A 21,159-nucleotide genomic window follows, 5' to 3' on the forward strand; every position below is an offset into this window, starting at 1 on the left:
TACGATTTTTGCGCACTATAGCGCGCGGGCCCGGCTGCGCCATACTGGTTCGTATCGCGAACAAAGGGAGGGGAAACGCCATGACGGAGATGCGCTTCACGGTCAGCCACGCCGACGACTCGGCCTTCCGGCACGACGGGCTGCGGCCGTTCTTCGAGTACCGCGACCTCGGCATCCGGGAGGCCACCGGCGGCATGGTCGGCGCCCACGTGATCCGCGCCCGGCCGGGGGAGGAGAGCCCCGGCGTCCGGCACACGCACGCGCTCCAGTTCCAGATGGTCTACGTGCTGAAGGGCTGGGTGAAGTTCGCCTACGAGGGGCAGGGCGAGGTGACGCTGCGGGCGGGCAGCTGCGTGCACCAGCCGCCGGGCATCCGGCATGCCGAGATCGCCCACTCCGACGACCTGGAGATGCTGGAGATCACCCTGCCGGCGGAGTTCGAGACGGCGATGGCGGAGTAGGATGATAAGCCCCTCCCCCTCGACGGGAGAGGGGCTTGATCACCGCCTCCGCTTTCCCCGGCCGCCGGCATGCCCGTCCACGAACTCCGGCGGCTTGCGGGCGAGCCAGCGGATGAAGGCGGCCAGCTCCGGGTGGGCGCGCAGGCTTTCCAGAGTGTTGTAGCGGTCGCGCAGCTCGGCCTCGGTCAGCACGGCGTGGATCTTGTCGTGGCAGACGCGGTGCATGGTCACCGTCTCCCGCCCGCCGTAGCGGCGCGGCGTCAGGTGGTGCTCGTTCAGGCTGGGGCCGGGCACCATGGGACGGCCGCAGAGCGGGCACGGGCCGGCCGGGTCGCCCGGAGTCGAGAACCGGGGCATGCGCCGTCAGGTCGGCGCCGTGGCCGGCCCCGTCAAGGGCAGCAGCGCCCGCAGCCGCGCCAGCAGCTCGTCCGGCCGGTACGGCTTCTGCACCAGCACGAGGCCGTCCAGCCCCGGCCCGGCCGCGGGCATCTCGGCGTAGCCGGTGACCATCGCCCCCGGCAGCGCCGGCCAGCGGGCGCGCACCGTGCGCAGCAGTTCCAGCCCGGTCATGCCGGGCATGGCGTAGTCGGTCAGCAGCAGGTCCACCGCGCCGTCGCGCGCCTCCAGCAGCGTCAGCGCCGCGGCGCCGTCCGCCGCCTCCAGCACGGTGAAGCCGGAGCCGGCCAGGAATGCCGCCGTGGCGGTGCGGACCAGCGCCTCGTCCTCGACCAGCAGCACCGTCGCCGGCCCGGTCTCCGCCTCCGCGCGGACGGCGGCGGGCGCCTTCGCCGCGGCCGAGGCGTCGGGCGCGCGTGGCAGGTACAGCGTCACTGTGGTGCCGTTGCCCGGCCGCGTGTCCAGCGTCACCGCGCCGCCCGACTGCGCCGCCAGACCGTGCACCATGCTGAGGCCCAGGCCGGTGCCGTGGCCGACGCCCTTGGTGGTGAAGAACGGCTCGAAGGCGCGGGCCGCCACCTCCGCGCTCATGCCGGTGCCGGTGTCGGCGACCGCGACGGCGACGTAGTCGCCGGGCTCCAGCCCGGCCGGCCGCGGGTCGCCGGGGCCGAGGCGGCGGTCGGCGGTGCGGAGGGTCAGCGCGCCGCCGCCCGCCATCGCGTCGCGCGCGTTGATGGCAAGGTTGAGCAGCGCCATCTCCAGCTGCGTCGGGTCGACCTGCGCCGGCCAGCGCCCGGCGGCGGTGTCCACGACGACCTGGATGGTGCCGCCCAGCGTGCGCTCCAGCAGGCCGGCCATGCCGCGCGCCAGGGCGCCGACGTCCACCGCGCGCGGTTCCAGCCGCTGCCGGCGCGAGAAGGCCAGCAGGTGCTGGGTCAGCGTGGCGCCGCGCTCCACCGCCGCGGCGGCGAGGGCCAGCGGCTCCAGCGTCGCCGTCTCCTCGCAGCGCTCGGCGATCAGGTGCAGGCTGGAGCCGATGGCCTGCAGCAGGTTGTTGAAGTCGTGCGCGATGCCGCCGGTCAGCTGGCCGATGGCCTCCATCTTCTGCACCTGGCGCAGCGTGTCCTCGGCTCGGTTCAGCGCCTCCTCGGCCCGCGCGCGCTCGGTCACGTCGCGGACCAGCTGGAAGACGCCGATCAGGGTGCCGTCGGCGTCGCGCAGGGTGTCGAAGGCGATCTCGAACGCGCGCATCTCGCCGGCCGGGCCGCCGAACGACTCCTCGATCACGAAGCGCTCGCCGGACAGCGCGCGGCGCCACAGGGCGACGGCGCGCTCCTGTTCCTGCGGGTGGACGGCCAGCATCTCGGCCACAGAATCGCCGATGCGCGGCGTGCGGCCGTACAGCGCCTCGACGGTGCGCTGGAAGGCGCCGTTGAACAGGATGAAGCGCATGTCGAGGTCGACCGCGGCGACGAGGTCGCTGGAGTTTTCGATGATCGCCGCGAACAGCCGGCGGTCGGCGGCGTGCCGCTCCGCCGCCTCGCCCAGGCGGGCCTGGAAGGCGCGCCGGGTGATGGTCACGTCCTCCAGGATGCCGACGGCGCGCCGGGCGCCGCCATCGGGGTCGGCCGGCACCGCGCCGCGCAACGCCACCCAGCGCGGCGGGGCGTCGGGCGGCAGCACGGTGAACTCCAGCGCGAACTCGCCCGGTACGGTGTCGGGGGGAAGCAGGCCGGCGCGCACCTGGGCCACCTCCTCCGGCCGCACATGGCGCAGCCAGTCGGCGACCGGCGCCTCCGCCATGCCCGGCGGCAGGCCGAGGATCTCGGCGTTGCGCCCCCAGCCGCGCAGCATGCCGGTGCGGCGGTCGAGGCGCCAGACGCCGATGTTGCCGGCCTCCATGGCCAGGCGCTGCTGCGCCTCGCTCTCGCCCAGGCGCTGGGCGGTGTCGGCCAGGGTGGCGCCGACGGCGTTGACCTCGCGCACCCAGGTGCGCACCGTGCGGGGCGCGTCGCCGTGGCCCAGCGCGCGAGCGGCGCCGGCCAGTTCCGTCACCGCGCCGGACAGCCGCCGGCCCACCCCCAGCGCGACCGCGGCGCCGACCAGCAGCAGCACCGCGCCGCCGACCGCCACGGTGACCAGCGACTGGTACAGCGGCTCGTTCAAGGCGCGCAGCGGCACGCCGACGCCGACCGTCCAGCCGGCGAGGCCGGTGCGCGCCCAGGCGTTGAACACCGGGATCCCCTCCAGCGATACCGAGCGGAAGCTGCCGCTGGCGCCATGCGCGACGAGCGGCGCGATCTCCGGGGGGATCGGGCTGCCGACGAAGCGCTCGGGCGACAGCGAGCGGGCGAGGATCACGTTCCGCCGGTCCCAGGCGCCGGCGATCCACCCCTCCGGCAGGCCCTGGCGGCGCAGGATGCCGCTCAGCGCCTCCACCGGGATGCTCATGGCCAGCACCTGCTCCACCGCGCCGCCGCGGCGCACCGGCACGCCGACGGCGACCAGCGGCGTGTTGCCGCCGCCGGAGAACAGGTCGGAGGCCTGGGGCTGCCCGGTCTCCACCACGCGGCGCACCATGTCGACGTTGGCGGTGCGCGGCAGCGGCTCGCCGTAGGGGCGGCGGGTGTTGAGGAGCTGCTGGCCGTCGCGGTCGGTGAGCGTGATGTACAGGCCCTCGCGCTGCGGGGCGGTCTGGCGCAGCACGTCGACGGTCAGGGCGTGGAGGGCTGCGAGGTCGCCGCGCTCCGCCCGCGGCGAGACCGCCAGCACCTGCAGCGCCGAGGCCTTGCCGGCCAGCTCGCGGTCGATGGCGACGGCCAGGGTCTGCGCCAGATGGCGGACACGCTCCTCCACCGCGGCGCGCTGGGCGTCGGCGGTGCGCGCCACCATCCAGCCGGCGAACACCAGCACCGGCAGCAGCGCCGCCACCACCAGCAGCAGCAGGCCCGAGCGCAGCGGAATCCCGCCGCCCGCGGCGGCCCCATCGCCGGCTGGGTTGCCGGTTGGGATGTCCTTCTCGCCTGCGCTCACCGTGCCGTCGCCTCGACCGGGCCGTTGTCGTGCCACCGGACCCTATACCATGTGCGGGTACGGCAAAACCGTCTCGTTGAAGGGCGGGAAGTTCCCGCTTTGGTGGCGCCGGCCCGGCCGCTTCAGGGGAACCACGGCCGCGCCGCCCTGTTGGCGGTTCATGCCGGAGCCGCGCCGGTGACGACGAAACGGAGGATTTCCCGATGGCGAAGACAATTGTCGCCCTCTACGACCGCGCCGGGGACGCGAAGCGCGCGGTGGACGACCTGACCGGCGCCGGCGTGCCGCGCGACGCCATCAGCCTCGTGGCCTCGCACCCGGCCGAACGGGGCGGCGTGGCCGATACGGACATCGACGCGGATCGCGACGTCGGCACCGGAACGGCAATCGCCACCACGCTGGGCGGCGTCGGCGGCGCGATGCTCGCCATGGCGGCGCTGGCGATCCCCGGCGTCGGCGCGGCGGTGGCCGTCGGCCCGATCGCCGCCGGGCTGATCGGCGCCGGGGCGGGCGCGGTGGCCGGCGGGCTGATCGGCTCGCTGACCGGGCTTGGCGTGCCGGAGCACGAGGCGCACGCCTACACCGAGGGCGTCGAGCGCGGCGGCACACTGCTGATCGTGCACACCGACCGCGCCGACCCCGGCCGCGTCACCGAGGTGCTGGCCCGCCACCCGCCGGCCGACGTGCGCACGCCGGGCGGCGGCGAGGGGCACCGCGGCAAGGACGCGCTGGTTGGCCGCGGCGCCGACTGGCGCACCGCCGCCTGGGCGCCCTTCGACCAGAGCGCCGGTCCGATGGAGGTGCTGCGTCCCGGCCAGGCCGCCGGCGGCGATCCGTCGCGCGGCGCCCACCCGGTGGCGCACGCGGACGGGCGCAGCGGCGCGGACTGGGGGACGGTGGGCAAGCAGGGGGGCGCACGCAGCGTGGACGACACGCAGGTTGGGCAGTGCGGGACCTCCCCGGGGACGCGCGGCGGGGCGACGGCGTTTGGCGGGATCGAGCGGGTGCCGGCGAAGACGGGGGTGAAGACGCCCTGACCCCTCTTCCGCCCCGGGAGAGGGAGGGGCCCACGCGCAGCGTGGGAGGGTGAGGGTAAATCCCAGGATCCTTGACGGTACCCTCTCCCGGGGCGGGAGAGGGAATCAATCCGGATACCGGATCTCCACCACCTCGATGCTCTCCACCCCGGCGGGCGTGCGCAGCTCGACCACGTCGCCCTCCTGCGCCTTCAGGAGCGCGCGGGCGATGGGGGAGATCCAGCTGACCCGGCCGGCGTCGGTGTCGGTCTCGTCGATGCCGACGATGGTGATGGTGCGCTCCTCGCCGTCGTCGCGGGCGTAGGTCACCGTCGCGCCGAAGAACACCCGGTCGCGGGTGGTCTGGCGCTGCGGGTCGACGACCTCGGCGGCCTCCAGGCGCTTGTTGAGGAAGCGGATGCGCCGGTCGATCTCGCGCAGCCGCTTCTTGCCGTAGATGTAGTCGCCGTTCTCCGACCGGTCGCCGTTGCCGGCGGCCCAGGACACCACCTCCACCACCTTCGGGCGCTCGACGCGCAGAAGATGTTTGAGTTCGTCCTGCAGCCGCTGGAAGCCGGCGGGCGTGATGTAGTTCTTCACGCCCTTTGGGATCGCCGGCGCGCCATCGGCGCCGTCGTCATCGTCGTCGCGGTCGGATTCCTTGGTGAAGGCCTTGCTCATTCCGGAAGCGGCTTGCCGTCCATCAGGTCAACGAAGCGGTGGAACAGATAGTGGCTGTCCTGCGGGCCCGGCGAGGCCTCCGGATGGTACTGCACCGAAAACACCGGCTTGCCCTTCAGGCGGATGCCCTCGTTGGTGCCGTCGAACAGGCTGACATGCGTCACCTGGACGTCGGCCGGCAGGCTCTCCGGCACCACGACGAAGCCGTGGTTCTGGCTGGTGATCTCGACGCGGCCGGTGGCGAGGTCCTTGACCGGGTGGTTGGCGCCGCGGTGGCCGCGCTCCATCTTCACCGTCCTGCCGCCGAGCGCCAGGGACAGCATCTGGTGGCCCAGGCAGATGCCGAACATCGGCACGCCGGTGTCGACCAGCGCCTTGATGGTCGGCACCGCGTACGCGCCGGTGGCCGCCGGGTCGCCGGGGCCGTTGGACAGGAACACGCCGTCCGGCTTGTGGCGCAGCACGTCCTCGGCCGTCGCGGTGGCGGGAAGCACGGTGACCTTGCAGCCGGCGTCGGCGAGGCAGCGCAGGATGTTGCGCTTGGCGCCGAAGTCCAGCGCCACCACGTGGAAGCGCGGGGTCTCCTGGGTGGCGTAACCCTTGCCCATGGTCCAGGCCGCCTCGTTCCAGGAATAGGTCTGGCGGCAGGAGACGTCCTTGGCGAGGTCCATGCCCTCCAGCCCCGGCCACGCGGCAGCCTTGGCGCGCAGCGCGTCGAGGTCGAAATCGCCCCTCGGATCGTGCGCGACGACGCCGTTCGGCGCGCCCAGGTCGCGGATGCGGCGGGTCAGGCGCCGGGTGTCGATGCCGGCCAGGCCGATCAGCCCGTAGCTCTTCAGCCACGCGTCCAGGTGCTTGGCCGAGCGCCAGTTCGACGGGTCGGTGATGTCGGCGCGCAGGATCAGGCCGCGGGCCGCGGGGGTCACCGTCTCGATGTCCTCGGCGTTGGTGCCGACGTTGCCGACGTGCGGGAAGGTGAAGGTGATGATCTGCCCGGCGTAGCTGGGATCGGTCAGGATCTCCTGGTAGCCGGTCATCGAGGTGTTGAAGCACACCTCGCCCACCGAATCCCCGACGGCGCCGATGCCGCGGCCGCGGAACACGGTTCCGTCGGCGAGGACGAGCACACCGGTGTGGAGTTCGGGGGTATTGCTATCGGGCATAGGGTCCGGACCTTCACAACGCCTGCCGCGGGCGACATATCCAGTGCTCGCGGGCCGGTCGGCGGGCCGGCCTGCGCGGCGCACGCGCTCGCGCCTGAACGCCCCCGGTCCGACGGGTTCGGACGGAAGCGGGCATGGAATAGGCAGGAGCGGTGGGCCGGTCAACCTATATGACGAACGGCGGCCCGATTTCCACCCCTGCTTTCGCGGGCCCTTCATGCGCAGATCTGGGATGTCTGGATGCGGGGAAGGGAATGCGCTATCAGGGGCGCCGGTCATTCGAATCTGACGGAAGAGGACGGTCATGCTGCGCGAACGCTTCAACGAGGCCCTGAAGGAGTCCATGAAGGCGAAGGACCAGCGCGCGCTGTCCACCGTGCGCATGGTCCTCGCCAAGCTGAAGGACAAGGACATCGAGGCGCGCGGCAAGGGCGTCACCACCGGCATCGAGGAGGGCGAGATCCTCGCCATGCTGCAGGGCATGGTGAAGCAGCGCCAGGAATCCATCGCGCTGTACGAGCAGGGCGGCCGCCAGGAACTGGCCGACCAGGAGCGCGAGGAGATCCAGGTGATCGAGCGCTTCCTGCCCAAGCAGATGTCCGAATCGGAGGCGCTGGAGGCCATCCGGGCGATCATCGCCGAGACGGGTGCCGCCTCGGTCAAGGACATGGGCAAGGTGATGGCCGAGCTGCGCGCCCGCTACGCCGGCCAGATGGACTTCGGCAAGGCCAGCGGGCTGATCAAGCAGCAGCTTTCGGGGAATTAACCCTCTCCCGTCCCGGGAGAGGGAGGGTGAGGGTACCTACAAGGATCCTCGGATTTACCCTCACCCGGCCGCCTGCGGCGGCCACCCTCTCCCGGGGCGGGAGAGGGAAGGGGCTTTCGGTCTAATCCCCCGTCCATTGGCGGGGCCTTAACCGTTCTGCTATAGCGTACGGTCCCCTTCGCCCGCGTCATCGGAACCCCATGGCCTTCCCGCCCCAATTCCTGGAGGAGCTGCGCACCCGTCTGGCCCTGTCCGACGTGGTGTCCAAGCGCATGCGCCTGCAGCGTGCCGGGCGCGAGTACAAGGCCCCGTGCCCGTTCCACAACGAGAAGACCCCGTCCTTCTACGTCAACGACCAGAAGGGGTTCTTCCATTGCTTCGGCTGCGGCGCCCACGGCGACATCATCGGCTTCGTGATGCGCCACGACAACCTGGCCTTCCCCGAGGCCGTCGAGGCGCTGGCGTCGGAGGCCGGGCTGCCGGTGCCGCGCCCCACCGAGGAGGACCGGCACCGCTACGAGCGGCAGAAGACCCTGCACGACCTTACCGAGCAGGCCTGCCGCTGGTTCGAGCGCCAGCTGGTGGCGCCTGCCGGCCGCGCCGGCTACGACTATTTCCGCCGCCGCGGGCTGGACGACGAGATCATCGCCCGCTTCCGCCTGGGCTTCGCGCCGGCCGACGGCAACGCGCTGCGGCAATATATGCTGAGCCAGGGCTTCGGCGACGACGACATGGTCACCGCCGGCCTGCTGAAGCGGCCGGAGGACGGCCGCGCGCCCTTCAGCTTCTTCCGCAACCGGGTGATCTTCCCGGTTGCCGACCGCCGCGGCCGCATCGTCGCCTTCGGCGCCCGGCTGATGGAAGGGGACGGGCCGAAGTACATCAACACCGCCGATACCCCGCTCTTCCACAAGGGTACGCTGCTGTACGGCCTCTCCCGGGCGCGGCAGGCGGCGGGCGACGGGCAGCCGGTGATCGTCGCCGAAGGCTACATGGACGTCATCGCCCTGGTGCGCGCCGGGTTCGAGGGCGCGGTGGCACCGCTCGGCACCGCGCTGACCGAGACGCAGATCCAGGAGTTGTGGAAGCTCATCCCCGGCGCGGAAAAGGAGCCCTACCTCTGCTTCGACGGCGACAACGCCGGCCGGCGCGCCGCGTGGCGGGCGGTGGACCGTACCCTGCCGCACCTCGCCCCCGGCCATTCCGCCCGCGTCGTCTTCCTGCCCGAGGGTGAGGACCCCGACAGCCTGATCCGCGTCCAGGGCGCCAAGGCCATGCGCGGCGTGCTGGAGGCCTCGATCCCGCTGGCCGAGGCGGTCTGGCGCATGGAGACCGAGGGCAAGCGCACCGACACCCCCGAATCCAAGGCCGCCATCAAGGCCGCCCTGGAGGCGCGCTGCGACCAGATCGCCGACCGCACCGTGCAGGCCTTCTACCGCACCGAGATGCGCCGCCGGGTGGACGAGGCCTTCGCCTGGACCCGCCCGCAGGGGCCGGCCCGCGGCCCCTGGCAGCCCGGCCGTCCGGGCGCGACTCGGAAGCCGCAACGGCACCTCGTGGGGGAGCCGGGGCTGCGCACCGGGCCTCCGCCGGGGCACAAAAGGCGTAGCCCTGTCCGTTCGGTGCAGGAACACCTGCGGGAGAAGGTGCTGCTGGCGACCCTCATCAACCACTCAGGGTTGTTTGACGACGTCGGCGAATCGCTTGGAATGCTGCCTTTTCCCCCCGGCGGGCTGGATGAACTGCGCCAAGCCCTCATAACCATACTTTCCGCCGACTCCGGGGGCGACTCGGGGCTTGACGCCGCCGCCGTCGAAAGCCATTTGTCTTCCGCGGGCTTTGATACCATTTTGGCATCGGTGCTTAGCGAGTCGACCTATGACCATGGGCGGTTCGCCCGGCCGGAGGCCTCCGACGCGGAGGCACGGCGGGGTTGGTGGCCGACCTGGGGGCACCTGCATCACCGGCAGGTCGTCGCCGAACTGAGGGAAGCGGAGGAGGCCTTGGCCCGCGAGTACAGCGACGAAGCGTACGCGCGGCTGTTGGCTCTCCAGCAGGAGGTCATACGGGCCGGCATGGGTATGGATGACGCGGACCTCGACGACAATGCGTCGTAACCACTGTTGGGGTGGGAGAGCGGGGCTTTGGACGGAGAAACGGGGCCGGTTGTTGGTTTGGAGCGGGAAAATCCGATTGGCGGAACGAAGGGTGCGGCATGACCGCCGCGGCTTCGTGTCGCCTTTGTCTTTATCTGGGGTAATGCGGGGGCAGCAGTCGCATGGCCACGAAAGCAGCGAACAGCGTTGAATCGTCCGAGAACCGGGAAGAGTCCGGTGATGGTCCTCTGATGGATGGCATGGGGCTTGCCGTCAAGAAGATGATCGCCAAGGGCAAGGAGCGCGGCTACGTCACTTACGACGAGCTGAACTCCGCCCTGCCACCTGATTCCTCGTCCTCCGAGCAGATCGAGGACACGATGGCGATGCTGTCCGAGATGGGCATCAACATCGTGGAGTCCGAGGAGCAGGACGACGCCGCCAACGCCGACGCCGCGGGCGACGGCGAGGGGCGCTCGTCGGGCAACCTGGACGACGACGACATCGGCCGCACCGACGACCCCGTGCGCATGTACCTGCGCGAGATGGGCTCGGTTGAGTTGCTGAGCCGCGAGGGCGAGATCGCCATCGCCAAGCGCATCGAGGCCGGCCGCGAGATGATGATCGGCGCGATCTGCGAATCGCCGCTGACCATCCGCGCCATCATCGACTGGCACGATTCCCTGATGGAAGGGAAGATGCTGCTGCGCGACATCATCGACCTGGACGCCACCTACGGCGGCGGCCCGGACGGCGAGGGCCTGCCCGAGGGCGTGCCCGCCGAGGCGATGGGCGAGCAGGCCGAGCGCACCGAGGAGGACGGCGAGCGCGAGCGCCCCGAGGGCGGCGAGGAGCGCGAGCCGGGCGCCGAGGGTGAAGGCGAGGGCGAGGGCGACGAGGACAACAACATGTCCCTGTCGGCCATGGAGGCCGCGCTGAAGCCGCAGGTGCTGGAGACCTTCGAGAAGATCAAGGCCACCTACGACAAGCTGCACAAGGTGCACGAGCAGCGCCTGACCGCCATGCAGCGCGGCGAGGACCTGGGCAAGCAGTCGGACAAGAAGTACGACAAGCTCAAGGCCGAGATGGTCGAGCTGATGAACACGGTGCGCCTGAACAACCAGCGCATCGAGCAGCTGGTCGAGCAGCTCTACGGCCTGAACCGCAAGCTGACCGGCTATGAGGGCCGGCTGCTGCGCATGGCCACCGAGTTCCGGGTCAAGCGCGAGGACTTCCTGAACCAGTACTTCGGCCACGAGCTGGACCCGAACTGGGTGGACCGCATCCGCGGCCTGAACCCGAAGACCTGGGGCCGTTACGTCGAGAAGTACGAGGGCGACATCGTCAAGACGCGTGAGGCCATCGGCGGCATCGCCGATGAATCGCGCGTGCCGATCAGCGAGTTCCGCCGCATCGTCTCCACCGTCCAGAAGGGCGAGAAGGAGGCGAGCCGGGCCAAGAAGGAGATGGTGGAGGCCAACCTGCGCCTCGTCATCTCCATCGCCAAGAAGTACACGAACCGCGGCCTGCAGTTCCTGGACCTGATCCAGGAGGGCAACATCGGCCTGATGAAGGCGGTGGACAAGTTCGAGTACCGGCGCGGCTACAAGTTCTCGACGTACGCCACGTGGTGGATCCGGCAGGCGATCACCCGTTCGATCGCCGACCAGGCGCGGACCATCCGCATCCCGGTGCACATGATCGAGACGATCAACAAGCTGGTCCGCACCAGCCGCCAGATGCTGCACGAGATCGGCCGCGAGCCGACCCCGGAGGAGCTGGCGGAGCGTCTGATGATGCCGCTGGAGAAGGTGCGCAAGGTCCTGAAGATCGCCAAGGAGCCGATCTCCCTCGAGACGCCGATCGGCGACGAGGAGGATTCGCACCTCGGCGACTTCATCGAGGACAAGAACGCGGTGCTGCCGCTCGACGCCGCCATCCAGGCGAACCTGCGCGAGACGACGACCCGTGTTCTGGCCTCGCTGACGCCGCGCGAGGAGCGTGTGCTGCGCATGCGCTTCGGCATCGGCATGAACACCGACCACACGCTGGAAGAGGTCGGCCAGCAGTTCAACGTGACCCGCGAGCGCATCCGCCAGATCGAGGCGAAGGCGCTGCGCAAGCTGAAGCACCCGAGCCGCTCGCGCAAGCTGCGCAGCTTCCTGGATACGTGATCCGGGGCCTTGGTTTTTTGGACGTGGAAGCGGGGACCTTCGGGTCCCCGTTTTCGTTTTCGCGGCCGCACTCCGGGGTTGCATGGCGCGGCGTTTGGCGCCAAAGTCGCGCCTCCGTGGGCCTGTAGTTCAGCGGTTAGAACGCGCCGCTCATAACGGTGTTGTCGTCGGTTCGAATCCGGCCGGGCCCACCAATCTTTTCAATGGGTTGCGACAGCTCGTCGAAGTCCTCGTCCTCGTCGCGGCACGCAAGCGGCACGCAAACGCCGAACTCCGTGTTCCGGTAGAGCGGCATGGCCGCCTTCAGCTCCTGCCGGATCACGCTCACCGTGCCGCTCGACACGCCCGTCCGCCGGACCACCTCGGCATGCGGCACGCCGGACAGGATGAGTTGCCGGACCTCCTGCCGCTTGTCTTCGCCGACCCCGTGCCGACGGGCCCGGCCGGTGAGGGTGATCTCGATCTCGGAACCGAGCAATGCCTGCGGACGGTCGATCTGGACCCGCTTCAGGTGCTTGCGCACTTCCCCCATGACCGCCTCGATGGCCTCCAGGGCATCGGCCAGGAAGCCGGGCTCGTAGGGGGGCGTAGATCGACGTGGTCGCGGCCGAGCCGTCCGGCAGGTGCCCCAGGAACAGGCTGATCTGCTCGGTGGGAACGCGCCGCTTGCGCATCTCGCGGGCCATGCCGTGCCGGATCGAGTATGGGGTGACCCGCTCGTCCAACTCCGCCGCCTCGCGGGTGATCCGCCACATGTGGAGGATGGAGCGGATCGGCTGGTTCCGGTAGCTGACGTACCGGCCGCTCCTTCCCACCGGCTGGCTCAGCCATGGGCGCAGCGTCGGCGAGACCGGCACCACCGGTCGGAACTTCTTGTTCTGGACACGGCCGGGCGGGTTGAGGTCGAGTAGTCCATGCTCCGAGTCGTGCTGCGCCGGTTCGAGGTCCAGAACGGCGGCTGGGCGGGCTAGCGTGTTGGCGGCGATTAGCAGGAACAGCAGCATGTGGCGTGACTGCGCCGCATCGATGAGGCGCGCTAGTTCCTCGGGCGTGATTGGGCGGCCCTTGGGCTTGCGCGCCCGCTTGGCTTCCGCCGTGACGGTCCCGAAGATGTGCGGGGCTTCGCTCAACTCCTGCCATTTTCTGGCGCGGTTCAGCGCCGCCCGCCCGACCGACAGGATACGGTCGATGCCGCTGGTGCCGGTCCCCCGGCCAGCCAGCCATTCGCGGAACCGGCGTTGCTCGTGGGGCGTGATGTCCGCGACCGTCCGTCCTGTCCAGAACTCCTGCCAGTAGGAAAGGCCAAGCCATTGCGTCCGGGCGCTCGGCAGGTGCTGGGCGTAGTCGTTCCAGTAATTCAGCAGGACGGTTTCGATGAGGACGCGATCCGGGGCGGCGTTTCGGGGGCGCTCGTTCTCGACGACCCAGGCGGCGAGAAGGAGGCTTGCCTCTTGAAAGTCTGTCGTGCCAAGGCTGACACGGCATGTCTGTCGCGTTCCGGACTCGTACCAGGTTCGGCACCATGCGTCGTCCGCACCATCGCGGCCGGGCTTTTTGCTGAGCCAGTGCTGTCCGATCTGGCCGGGACGTTGTTCACGACGCTTGCGCATGGTGGCACCGACTGCTTCTCCACGTACTCGCCAAGCTGTCGCATTGTATAGAAGATGCGGCAACCGATCCGAGTATAACCCAACTTCCCCCGTATTCGTTCTGCGCGAATGGTGGATGGCTTCACCCTCAGCAGGTCCGCCGCCTCCCGCTCAGTCAACAGCTCAGGAATGTGGGTATTGGGCTGCTCGCTCATAGTGTTTAGCCGCCGGCCTCCGGATGCGGTGCGCGATGCCGTCATCTGGATGGCAAGTTGTTTCTTGCTGATTGTTCGTCAATCCAGAAGGCAACTTGGCCTCCGGTGTACGTCCGGCAGCAATGGCGTGCGCATTACCGGATCGGCGCACGGCAGCGTGTTCGAGCGTAGTGCAATAAGAATCGATGGCGTAGAGCCGTCATGATGGAAAAATCGGGGTAATCTGCGGCGCTCATTGGTGAAAAGGGGAATACCTTGCCCTTGGCCTGAGCCGACACGAGTCGCCTCGGCCACATCCCCTCTGCGGGGGCATGCCCCCCGCAACACCCCGGTTTTCAGCTTTTGCGAGCCTGCGGCCCGACCATCTGGCTCGGCACCAGCGATGGTTGGTACCGAGCCCGCGTTGGGGGAAAGAGGGCGTTGCCGCTCTCTCCCCCGCGAGGGCCGCCTGTTGCCGGGCAGGGCCGCCGGCTCAGGGCACGGCGCGTGCCCCTCGCTCCGCAGCCCGGCCCGGCGCGCCGGCCCTCGCCCCCCACTCACCCACCGCTCGCGCGGCCCCGGGAAGCAGCAGCGGCTTGCTGCTGCTTCGCAGCTACAAGAGAGGGAAGTGAACCATGAGCAACCAGCTTGTTCCCCTGTCCCAGCTTCTCCCGCCGACATCCAATCCGCGCAAGCGCATCGACCCCGCCGGCATCGAGGGGCTGGCCCGCTCCATCCAGACCGACGGCGTGCTTCAGAACCTCGTCGTCAAATGCCTGAAGGGCGACCGCTTCCGCGTCGTCACCGGCGAACGGCGCTACCGGGCCTTGAAGCTGCTGGAGAGCCGGGGTGAGATCGAGACCGATTACCGGGTGCCGGTCGAGGTGCGCCATGGGCTGAAGCCCGCCGACGCCCAACGCATCGCCCTGGTGGAGAACGTGCAACGCGAGGCGCTGGACGCCATCGACGAGGCGGACGGCTTCGCCGCCCTGCTCCAGAAGGGCGCCACGCTGGACGATGTGGCGGCGCAGACCGGCTTGAGCACCACCACCGTCAAGCGCCGGCTGGCGCTGGCCGGGCTGTGCGCCGAGGCCAAGCAGGCGGTGCGCGACGGCAGCATCGGGCTCGGCATCGCCGAGGCGCTGACGCTCGGCACCCACGAGCAGCAGGCCCGCATTCTCGCCGACAGCGCGGACGGCATCTGGTTCGACGCCGACGACGTGCGCGCCCGGCTGATCGAGGAGAAGCCCTCCGTCGCCATGGCGGTGTTCCCGCTGGAGCGTTACAGCGGCACCTTCACCTCCGACCTGTTCGCCGAAGCCGAGGCGACCTACTTCGATGACGCCCCGCAGTTCCACGCCTTGCAACGGCGGGCTGTCGAGGAACTGGCCGCCGAGCGTTCGAAGACCGCTGCCTTTGTGGATCTGTTCGACACGCAGGGGGCGCCGTGGTGGCATTATCGCGCGGCGCAGGACGGGGAGAGCGGCGGCGTGGTGATCAACCTGACACCGGCCGGCCGGGTCGAGGTGCGCGACGGGCTGGTGCGTCACGAGGTGCAGCGCGCCGTCGCTGCCGAGACGCGGGAAAGCCCGCTGGCGGTGCGCCGGGAGCGGCCGGAATACCCGTCCTGGCTGGTCCGCCACATGGCCGCGCACAAGACCCTGGCGGTGCAGACGCTGCTGATCGCGGCCCGGCGCACGGCCAGGGAGGTGGCGGTGGTGGTGCTGATGCGCGGTGCCGATGGTCATCACGGCCGGGTGTCGGTGGAGGCGCACCCCGCCCTTGCGCTGTTCTCGGGCGAGGACGGCCGGCCGCGCAGTCATGATGCCGTCGAGGCGGCAGCCGCGCATTTCGAGCGGATGCTGGGGCTGGCGCCGGCCGAGGACGACGAGCCCGCCTACGGGCCGCGCAGCCGGGGCGCCTGGGAGCGGCTGGTGGGCGAGCCGAAGGACGGCGCCGACCTGTACGAGCGGGTCAAGCGGTTGAGCGACGAGGACCTGGATGGCTTGCACCTGCTGCTGACCATCCTCGCCTTCGGCCAGGGCGACCTGGACGCCATCGACCACGGCGACAGCCTGTTCAACCGGGTGGCGCACGACCTCGCGGTGGACATGCGCGACTGGTGGCGGCCGGACGAGACCTTCCTCGGCGGGCGCACCCGCGACCAGCTCTGCGCCATCGCCATGGAGAGCGGTGCCACGGTCAGCATGGCGCGGCTGTCGGACTACAAGAAGTCCGGTCTGGTCACCGCGCTGGCGAAGCACTTCGAGCGCACGGCCGACACCAGGGATGACGCGCAGGATTGGCAGATCAAGGGCCGCGACTGGCTCCCCGGTGCCATGCGCTTCGGTCCGGAGCCGAATGCCAACGTGGATGACACTCCTGAGTCGGAGATGCCGGCTGCCGCTGAGTAGCCTCGGACCGCTGCCGCCCTCCTCCAGGAGGGCGGCTCGGTGCGCAAATTTTGCGCCGGCCGCTGGGGCGGCCGGCGGTTCCATTCCGCTGACGTACAAGCGACGCGATCGACCTGGCTCGGCCTGCTAGAGCACCACCATCTTCAGGCCGGACGCGGCCAGGATGGCGGACAGCATGTACCGCAGAGCCGCGGTCGGCAGATGACGGCTCCCCAGCCACGCCCCGACGGTGCCGCCGATGCCGGCGGCTGCCAGCCACCAGGGCAAAGCCGGCGGCAGAAGGGCGAACGTGCTCCAGGTGCCGGCCAGAGCCGCGGCCGAATTCAAGAGGTTGTAGGCCGCCGAGACGGCCGCGGCACGGCGGGTTTCGACCCATCCCATGAGCAGGATCAGCGGGGCGAGGAACACCCCGCCGCCCGTCCCCGTCATGCCCGACAGAAAGCCGATTGCGGCTCCGCTGACGAGCGCGGGGAGGAAGGGCGGCTCGGCCGCGACCAAGCGGGGCGGCTTTCCCTGTGCCGCCCATGTGGACCGGGCCAGTTCCAGCGCCGCCAGAAGCAGGATTGCCCCGACAACCGGGTAGTAGACGCGCGGCGGCAGATCCACCATGCCGCCGACGAAGGAGAACGGCATTCCGAGAACGCCGAACGGGTAGAAGTTCCGCCAGTTGAACAGACCAGCTCGCGCGAAACGGACGGTGCCGATGGTGGCGACCAGCAGGTTCAAGGCGAGGGCCGCCGGTTTCATCGTCGCGGGATCGAGGCCGACCATGCCCATGGCGGCCAGATACCCTGTTGCTCCAGCTTGTCCGACCGCCGCGTAGAGCGTCGCCACGACCAGGATGATGGACGCCAAGCCCATGGTTTCGCCGCCCATCAAAGGTTCTCCAGGCTGCATCGCGGGTGTCTTATACCCGTCCTTCGGCGCACGGCCACCAACAGGAATGCGCTGTGGAATGGGTCGGCGGGACCTGAAGGGATGTTCGTCCCGAACCATGCCAGGACCGGACAGGGCATGCGGAGGCAGGGAAGACCCCGTCGGGCGATTATGCCTCCTGGGTGGGCTTGCTTGGGGGCGAAGCGTCCAGCAACGCTCCCGGCGGCACGCCCAGCGCGTCGGCCAGTTCCTTCAGCACCGAGACGGTCGGGTTGCGGGCGCCGCGCTCGATGCCGCTGATGTAGGTGCGGTGCAGCCCCGACTCGAAGGCGAGTTCCTCCTGCGACCAGCCGCGCGTGCGCCTGATCCGCTGAACGTTGAGCCCGACCTGCTTGCGGATATCCATCCGGGCAGCTAGCCAGCGTGTAGCCTATTGGTCTACAGACTATGAGTAACATTTCGTTAGGAGCATGCGCGCTACGGTGCGGACGGCACAGCCAGAGCACGAAAAGGGCGGACGCGCATCCCGCAGCCGAAGGCGTGATGCAGGAGGGGGCTTCGTGGACGTCGTATCAGGGATGAAGCACAAAGGGCGCGGTCGCCGGCCGAAGGCCGGGACCGGCCTGGACACGGTGGACACGCACGTGGGCGGCAGGCTGCGGTTGCGGCGCACGCTGCTCGGCCTGTCGCAGACCGAACTGGGGCGGCGGGTCGGCCTGACGTTCCAGCAGATCCAGAAGTATGAGCACGGCAGCAACGGCATCGCCGCGTCGCGGCTCTGGCAGTTGGCGGACGTCCTCGACGTGCCGGTCAGCTTCTTCTTCGACGACATGCCGGACGCGGCGCCCCGCGCCTCCGAGCCCCCCGATCCCGAAACGCCGCCGCTGGGGCGGCGGGAGACGTTGGAACTGGTGAAATGCTACTACCGGATCAAGGACCCCCGCGTGCGCCGGGGGATCTTCGATCTGGTCAAGGCGACGGTGGGCGCCTTGGAGAACGCGGTGGCACCTCCGCAGGCTTCAGATCAGCCTTGAAACGCATGCCCGGCCCCTTGCCTCCATCGGCGGCAACAAACTCAATTCCAGCCGCATCAAAGGCCCGGATGAGGGCTTCAATGGTAAGGGTATTCGCTTTGACGTACCCGTTCATCGACTCCAGCCGCTTGACGGTCGGTTCGGACACTTTGGATGCGTTCGCTACATCCTTTTGTTCCCAACGCAGGCTGGCCCGTGCCGCTCTGAGTTGTTCGCCCGTAAGTGACGTGGTTGCTGCCAATGATATCTCCCAGGTATAAAAATATCTCCAGCGTATTGACTATCGCCCAGAGACCATGTTATCTCTCAGGGATAAACGACAACATGGCCCCACAGCAAGGGTTCGTGCTCGGCTGGCTGCGCTCAAGTTGGCCGCAGCCCGGACGCTGACTGCGTTTATCAGAAGGAGCCAGAGGTGCCCTCAAAAGCGCAAGCACCAAGGAGGAAGGCGTCTCGCCGCACTGGATTAGCCGCGGCTGCCCGCTTGCTGTCGGCCTCACTATCGGATGGGCGGTCGGAGGATCCGCTCATCCTGCTCTGGCAGGATTGGCGCGAGACCTTCGCCTCCTCGCAGCGGTTGTGCCGCGAGGCCCAGCGTCTGGAACGGGAACTGGCCGAGACGATCGGCTTTCCCCGTGTCGAAATCCCCCTCAACGACCCAGGGCGCCCTTCGGTTGTCGCTACGGACGCCCGCCAGATCGACCGGGTGTTGGGGAAAACGCCGGCCACGCGATCCCTGCGCCGACGCCTGAAGCGCGATCTTGCCGCCGCGCAGGCGAACTGGGACGCCGAGGCGGCGGCGGTCGGCCTCACCAGCGCCGTGGAGCGCGAGGCCGCCGCCGACCGGCGGGTGGACGAGTTGCTCCGGACCGCATCCCGCACGCCCGCACGCTCGATCCCCGGCGTCATCGCCAAGCTCGCCATCGCGACCGAGTGGAGCGAACTGGAGCCGGACGCCGACGGCTATCCCTGGGACTTCATCCGCGGCGTTCTCGCCGACCTGACCGCTTTGACAGCAAACGAAGCGTAGCGTGGCTCACGTTCCCTCCGAGACTTCGGTAAGTGATCGTCAAGGGAAAATCGGCTAAGGTCCGCAACCACAGGAACCATGCTCAGGCGCGAGAGTCGGGAACATTTGACGGCGAACACACGAACCCTCATTGCCGCGCTGGTCGGATCGGCGATCGCCGTCACCATCATCGCCGTGGGCGCAACCACCATCGTCGATCACCGGACCACCCGCGTGCACGCCGAGCGGGAACTGGATCAGCGCACCCTTCTGGTGGCCGAGCACGTCCGGGCGGTGATCCGCACCGACGTCATGCTGCTCGGGCGGGTCGCCGACCACTTCGCCGGCCGGCCGCTGCCGGTTCTCCAGGAGGCGGATGCCGACCGGGAGGCGCTGCGGGCGATGCTCAAGGAGGCCGACGGTGTCGATTCGATCTGGGTGTACGACGAGCACGGCGATGCGGTCCTCTCCACTGTCGAGGAGACGCTGGGCCGCTTCAACGTGGCGGACCGCGAGTATTTCCAGGCGACCAGGGCCGGCGAACGGCTGTTCGTCAGCCCGCTCATCTGGGGACGGGTGACCGGGGGCTTCGTCGTCGTCGTCGCGCGGCGCCTGGAGGACCCCTCCGGCGCCTTTCGCGGTGTCGCCATGGTGGGCGTTCCGGCCGACCGTTTCGCGGACTTCTACCGCCGCACCGACGGCGACGAGAAGGCGTCGGTTGCCGTCCGGAAGCTGAACGGCGATGTCGTCGTCCGCGCCCCGCTGCCCGCCGCCGAGCCGCCCAAGGGCTGGCCGAAGGACTCCTACGTCCGCGAACGGTTGACCGAGGGGGCCGGGGTCTATGAACGCACCTCAGTCATCGACGGCGTCGCGCGCCTGTACGCCTACCGCCGCCTCGAACCGGAGGGGCTGGTGGTGATCGCCGGCCGGCCGCTGGACGCGCTGTTCGCCCCCTGGTGGTCGCGGACCCTGCTGGTCTGGGGGCTCGGCGGCGGCGGCGTGGCGCTCAGCCTGGTGCTCAGCGTCTTTGTCCTGCGCAGCGCGCGCCGCGAGGCCGACGCCTTGCTCGGCGCGCTGCGGGCGGTGCGGGAAAGCGAGGAGCGCTTCGACATGGCGGTGGCCGCCACGGCGGACGGCATCTGGGACTGGGACCTCCGCACCAACAAGGTCCGCCGGACGGCCCGGATGAAGGCGCTGTACGGCTTGGCCGACCACGAGATGGGCGACGACTCGCGGGAGTTCTGGGACCTCCTGCACCCGGACGACGGCCCGGACCTCCGGGCCGCCGTGCAGGCCCACCTTGAGTGGCGGTCCGAGCAGGTCGAGACGGAATGCCGCGTGCTCCACAAGGACGGCTCCTGGCGCTGGCTGTTCGTCCGGGGCCGGGCGCAGTTCGGCGCCGATGGGGAGCCGCTGCGCATGGTCGGCATGATGACCGACGTGACCGAGCGCCGGGAGCGCGAACTGCTGGTCCAGGCCGCCCACCGGGCGGCCGAGGAGGAGAAGGAGCGCGCCCGATACGACGCCAACCACGACCCACTGACCGGGTTGCCGAACCGCGCCTACCTGACCGGGCGCCTGACCGCCCTGGCGGAAACCACTGCCCCGGTTGGCGTGCGGCAGGCGGTGATGCTGCTCGACCTCGACGACTTCAAGGCGGTCAACGACACGCTGGGACACCCGGCCGGCGACGATCTGCTGCGGATCGTCGCCGGCCGGCTCCGGAGCTGTCTGCGCGACGGCGACTTCGTGGCGCGGCTGGGTGGCGACGAGTTTGCCGTGCTGGTTCCGTCGGCCTGCGGAACGGCGTGCGGCACGCTGGCGCTGGCGGAGCGCATCGTCGCCACGGTGGGACAGGGTGCGGTCATCGGCGGTCGGCCAGTCCGGGTCGGCTGCTCGGTCGGCGTGTCGGTGTGGACGGCGGCCGAACTGGAGCCCGAGGAGGCGATCCGGCTGGCGGATGTCGCGCTCTACGAGGCGAAGCGCACCGGCAAGAACCGGGTGGTGCTTCAGGGGTGTGGGGACGATCCGTATCCCGGCCGCTGCAACGGGACGGCCTGAACGGCGGCACCCGTCATTCTTCCTTGTGCGGTTTCCGGCTGGTTCGGCCGAGGCCCCGCGCCTTGGCGAGCGCGGAGCGTTTGGCGGCGTAGGCCGGGGCGGTCATCGGATAGGTGTCCGGCAGGTTCCAGCGCGCCCGGTACTCCTCCGGCGTCATGCCGTAGACGGTCCGCAGGTGGCGCTTCAGCATCTTCAG

17 protein-coding genes and 1 tRNA gene are annotated in these 21,159 nt (G+C 69.9%); 10 read left to right on the plus strand and 8 right to left on the minus strand.

Annotated features, from left to right (window positions below):
• The first annotated feature begins 80 nt into the window (after window positions 1-80).
• Entirely contained in the window at window positions 81-461 is a 381-nt protein-coding gene (locus TSO221_RS29875; protein ID WP_247878330.1) for a cupin domain-containing protein, read from the plus strand.
• Between the two features lie 39 nt (window positions 462-500).
• Here TSO221_RS29875 and TSO221_RS29880 read toward each other — a convergent pair whose 3' ends face one another.
• Window positions 501-818, minus strand: a complete 318-nt coding sequence (locus TSO221_RS29880) for a restriction endonuclease (RefSeq protein ID WP_109122157.1) — start codon at window positions 816-818, stop codon at window positions 501-503.
• 6 nt (window positions 819-824) lie between these two features.
• Window positions 825-3,890, minus strand: coding sequence for a PAS domain-containing protein (locus TSO221_RS29885; protein ID WP_109122158.1), 3,066 nt, complete (start codon window positions 3,888-3,890; stop codon window positions 825-827).
• Window positions 3,891-4,093: 203 nt separating this feature from the next.
• Here TSO221_RS29885 and TSO221_RS29890 point away from each other — a divergent pair, with 203 nt between their 5' ends.
• Entirely contained in the window at window positions 4,094-4,927 is an 834-nt protein-coding gene (locus TSO221_RS29890) for a hypothetical protein (protein WP_109122159.1), read from the plus strand.
• A 105-nt stretch (window positions 4,928-5,032) separates the two neighbouring features.
• Here the strand turns inward: TSO221_RS29890 and greB are convergent, their stop codons facing one another.
• Window positions 5,033-5,587, minus strand: a complete 555-nt coding sequence (gene greB, locus TSO221_RS29895) for a transcription elongation factor GreB (protein WP_109122160.1) — start codon at window positions 5,585-5,587, stop codon at window positions 5,033-5,035.
• Window positions 5,584-6,750 carry a glutamine-hydrolyzing carbamoyl-phosphate synthase small subunit gene (carA, locus tag TSO221_RS29900; RefSeq protein ID WP_109122161.1) on the minus strand — a complete coding sequence of 389 codons (1,167 nt, stop codon included), beginning with the start codon at window positions 6,748-6,750 and terminating at the stop codon, window positions 5,584-5,586. The genes greB and carA overlap by 4 nt, the downstream gene beginning before the upstream one ends.
• Before the next feature lie 304 nt (window positions 6,751-7,054).
• On the opposite strand from carA, the gene TSO221_RS29905 reads away from it, so the two are divergent.
• The 4 genes from TSO221_RS29905 to TSO221_RS29920 all read left to right on the plus strand — a co-directional run bounded on the left by TSO221_RS29905 (window position 7,055) and on the right by TSO221_RS29920 (window position 11,980).
• Window positions 7,055-7,516, plus strand: coding sequence for a GatB/YqeY domain-containing protein (locus tag TSO221_RS29905; RefSeq protein WP_109122162.1), 462 nt, complete (start codon window positions 7,055-7,057; stop codon window positions 7,514-7,516).
• 200 nt (window positions 7,517-7,716) lie between these two features.
• Window positions 7,717-9,633: a DNA primase gene (dnaG, locus tag TSO221_RS29910; protein ID WP_109122163.1), complete on the plus strand. Its 1,917-nt coding sequence runs from the start codon at window positions 7,717-7,719 to the stop codon at window positions 9,631-9,633.
• A 161-nt stretch (window positions 9,634-9,794) separates the two neighbouring features.
• Complete coding sequence (gene rpoD, locus TSO221_RS29915; protein ID WP_109122164.1) at window positions 9,795-11,786, plus strand: RNA polymerase sigma factor RpoD; 1,992 nt, start codon at window positions 9,795-9,797, stop codon at window positions 11,784-11,786.
• A gap of 118 nt (window positions 11,787-11,904) precedes the next feature.
• A tRNA-Ile gene (locus tag TSO221_RS29920) sits at window positions 11,905-11,980 on the plus strand.
• Window positions 11,981-11,986: 6 nt separating this feature from the next.
• On the opposite strand, the gene TSO221_RS29925 is transcribed toward TSO221_RS29920, so the two are convergent.
• Complete coding sequence (locus TSO221_RS29925; RefSeq protein WP_109122165.1) at window positions 11,987-13,396, minus strand: tyrosine-type recombinase/integrase; 1,410 nt, start codon at window positions 13,394-13,396, stop codon at window positions 11,987-11,989.
• 808 nt (window positions 13,397-14,204) lie between these two features.
• On the opposite strand from TSO221_RS29925, the gene TSO221_RS29930 reads away from it, so the two are divergent.
• A complete protein-coding gene (locus tag TSO221_RS29930; RefSeq protein ID WP_109122166.1) occupies window positions 14,205-15,983 on the plus strand; it encodes a ParB/RepB/Spo0J family partition protein in 1,779 nt (592 codons plus the stop codon).
• A 126-nt stretch (window positions 15,984-16,109) separates the two neighbouring features.
• Here the strand turns inward: TSO221_RS29930 and TSO221_RS29935 are convergent, their stop codons facing one another.
• Both TSO221_RS29935 and TSO221_RS29940 read right to left on the minus strand, forming a co-directional pair.
• The gene (locus tag TSO221_RS29935; RefSeq protein ID WP_109122167.1) at window positions 16,110-16,859 is read right to left on the minus strand and encodes a sulfite exporter TauE/SafE family protein; all 750 of its coding nucleotides are present in this window, start codon (window positions 16,857-16,859) and stop codon (window positions 16,110-16,112) included.
• 169 nt (window positions 16,860-17,028) lie between these two features.
• A complete protein-coding gene (locus TSO221_RS29940) occupies window positions 17,029-17,265 on the minus strand; it encodes a helix-turn-helix transcriptional regulator (RefSeq protein ID WP_109122168.1) in 237 nt (78 codons plus the stop codon).
• Window positions 17,266-17,437: 172 nt separating this feature from the next.
• Here TSO221_RS29940 and TSO221_RS29945 point away from each other — a divergent pair, with 172 nt between their 5' ends.
• The 3 genes from TSO221_RS29945 (at window position 17,438) to TSO221_RS29960 (ending at window position 20,963) form a co-directional block, all read left to right on the plus strand.
• Window positions 17,438-17,893 (plus strand): helix-turn-helix transcriptional regulator, encoded by a 456-nt coding sequence (locus TSO221_RS29945; protein WP_199229683.1) that lies wholly within the window; start codon window positions 17,438-17,440, stop codon window positions 17,891-17,893.
• 484 nt (window positions 17,894-18,377) lie between these two features.
• Complete coding sequence (locus TSO221_RS29955; protein ID WP_247878331.1) at window positions 18,378-18,923, plus strand: hypothetical protein; 546 nt, start codon at window positions 18,378-18,380, stop codon at window positions 18,921-18,923.
• Window positions 18,924-19,028: 105 nt separating this feature from the next.
• Entirely contained in the window at window positions 19,029-20,963 is a 1,935-nt protein-coding gene (locus tag TSO221_RS29960) for a diguanylate cyclase (protein ID WP_158284254.1), read from the plus strand.
• Between the two features lie 13 nt (window positions 20,964-20,976).
• On the opposite strand, the gene TSO221_RS29965 is transcribed toward TSO221_RS29960, so the two are convergent.
• Window positions 20,977-21,159, minus strand: a 183-nt coding sequence (locus tag TSO221_RS29965; protein ID WP_199229681.1) for a MucR family transcriptional regulator, incomplete at its 5' end; no start/stop codon positions are given.

Origin of the sequence: Azospirillum sp. TSO22-1, assembly GCF_003116015.1 — a bacterium.
Taxonomy (GTDB): Bacteria; Pseudomonadota; Alphaproteobacteria; order Azospirillales; family Azospirillaceae; genus Azospirillum.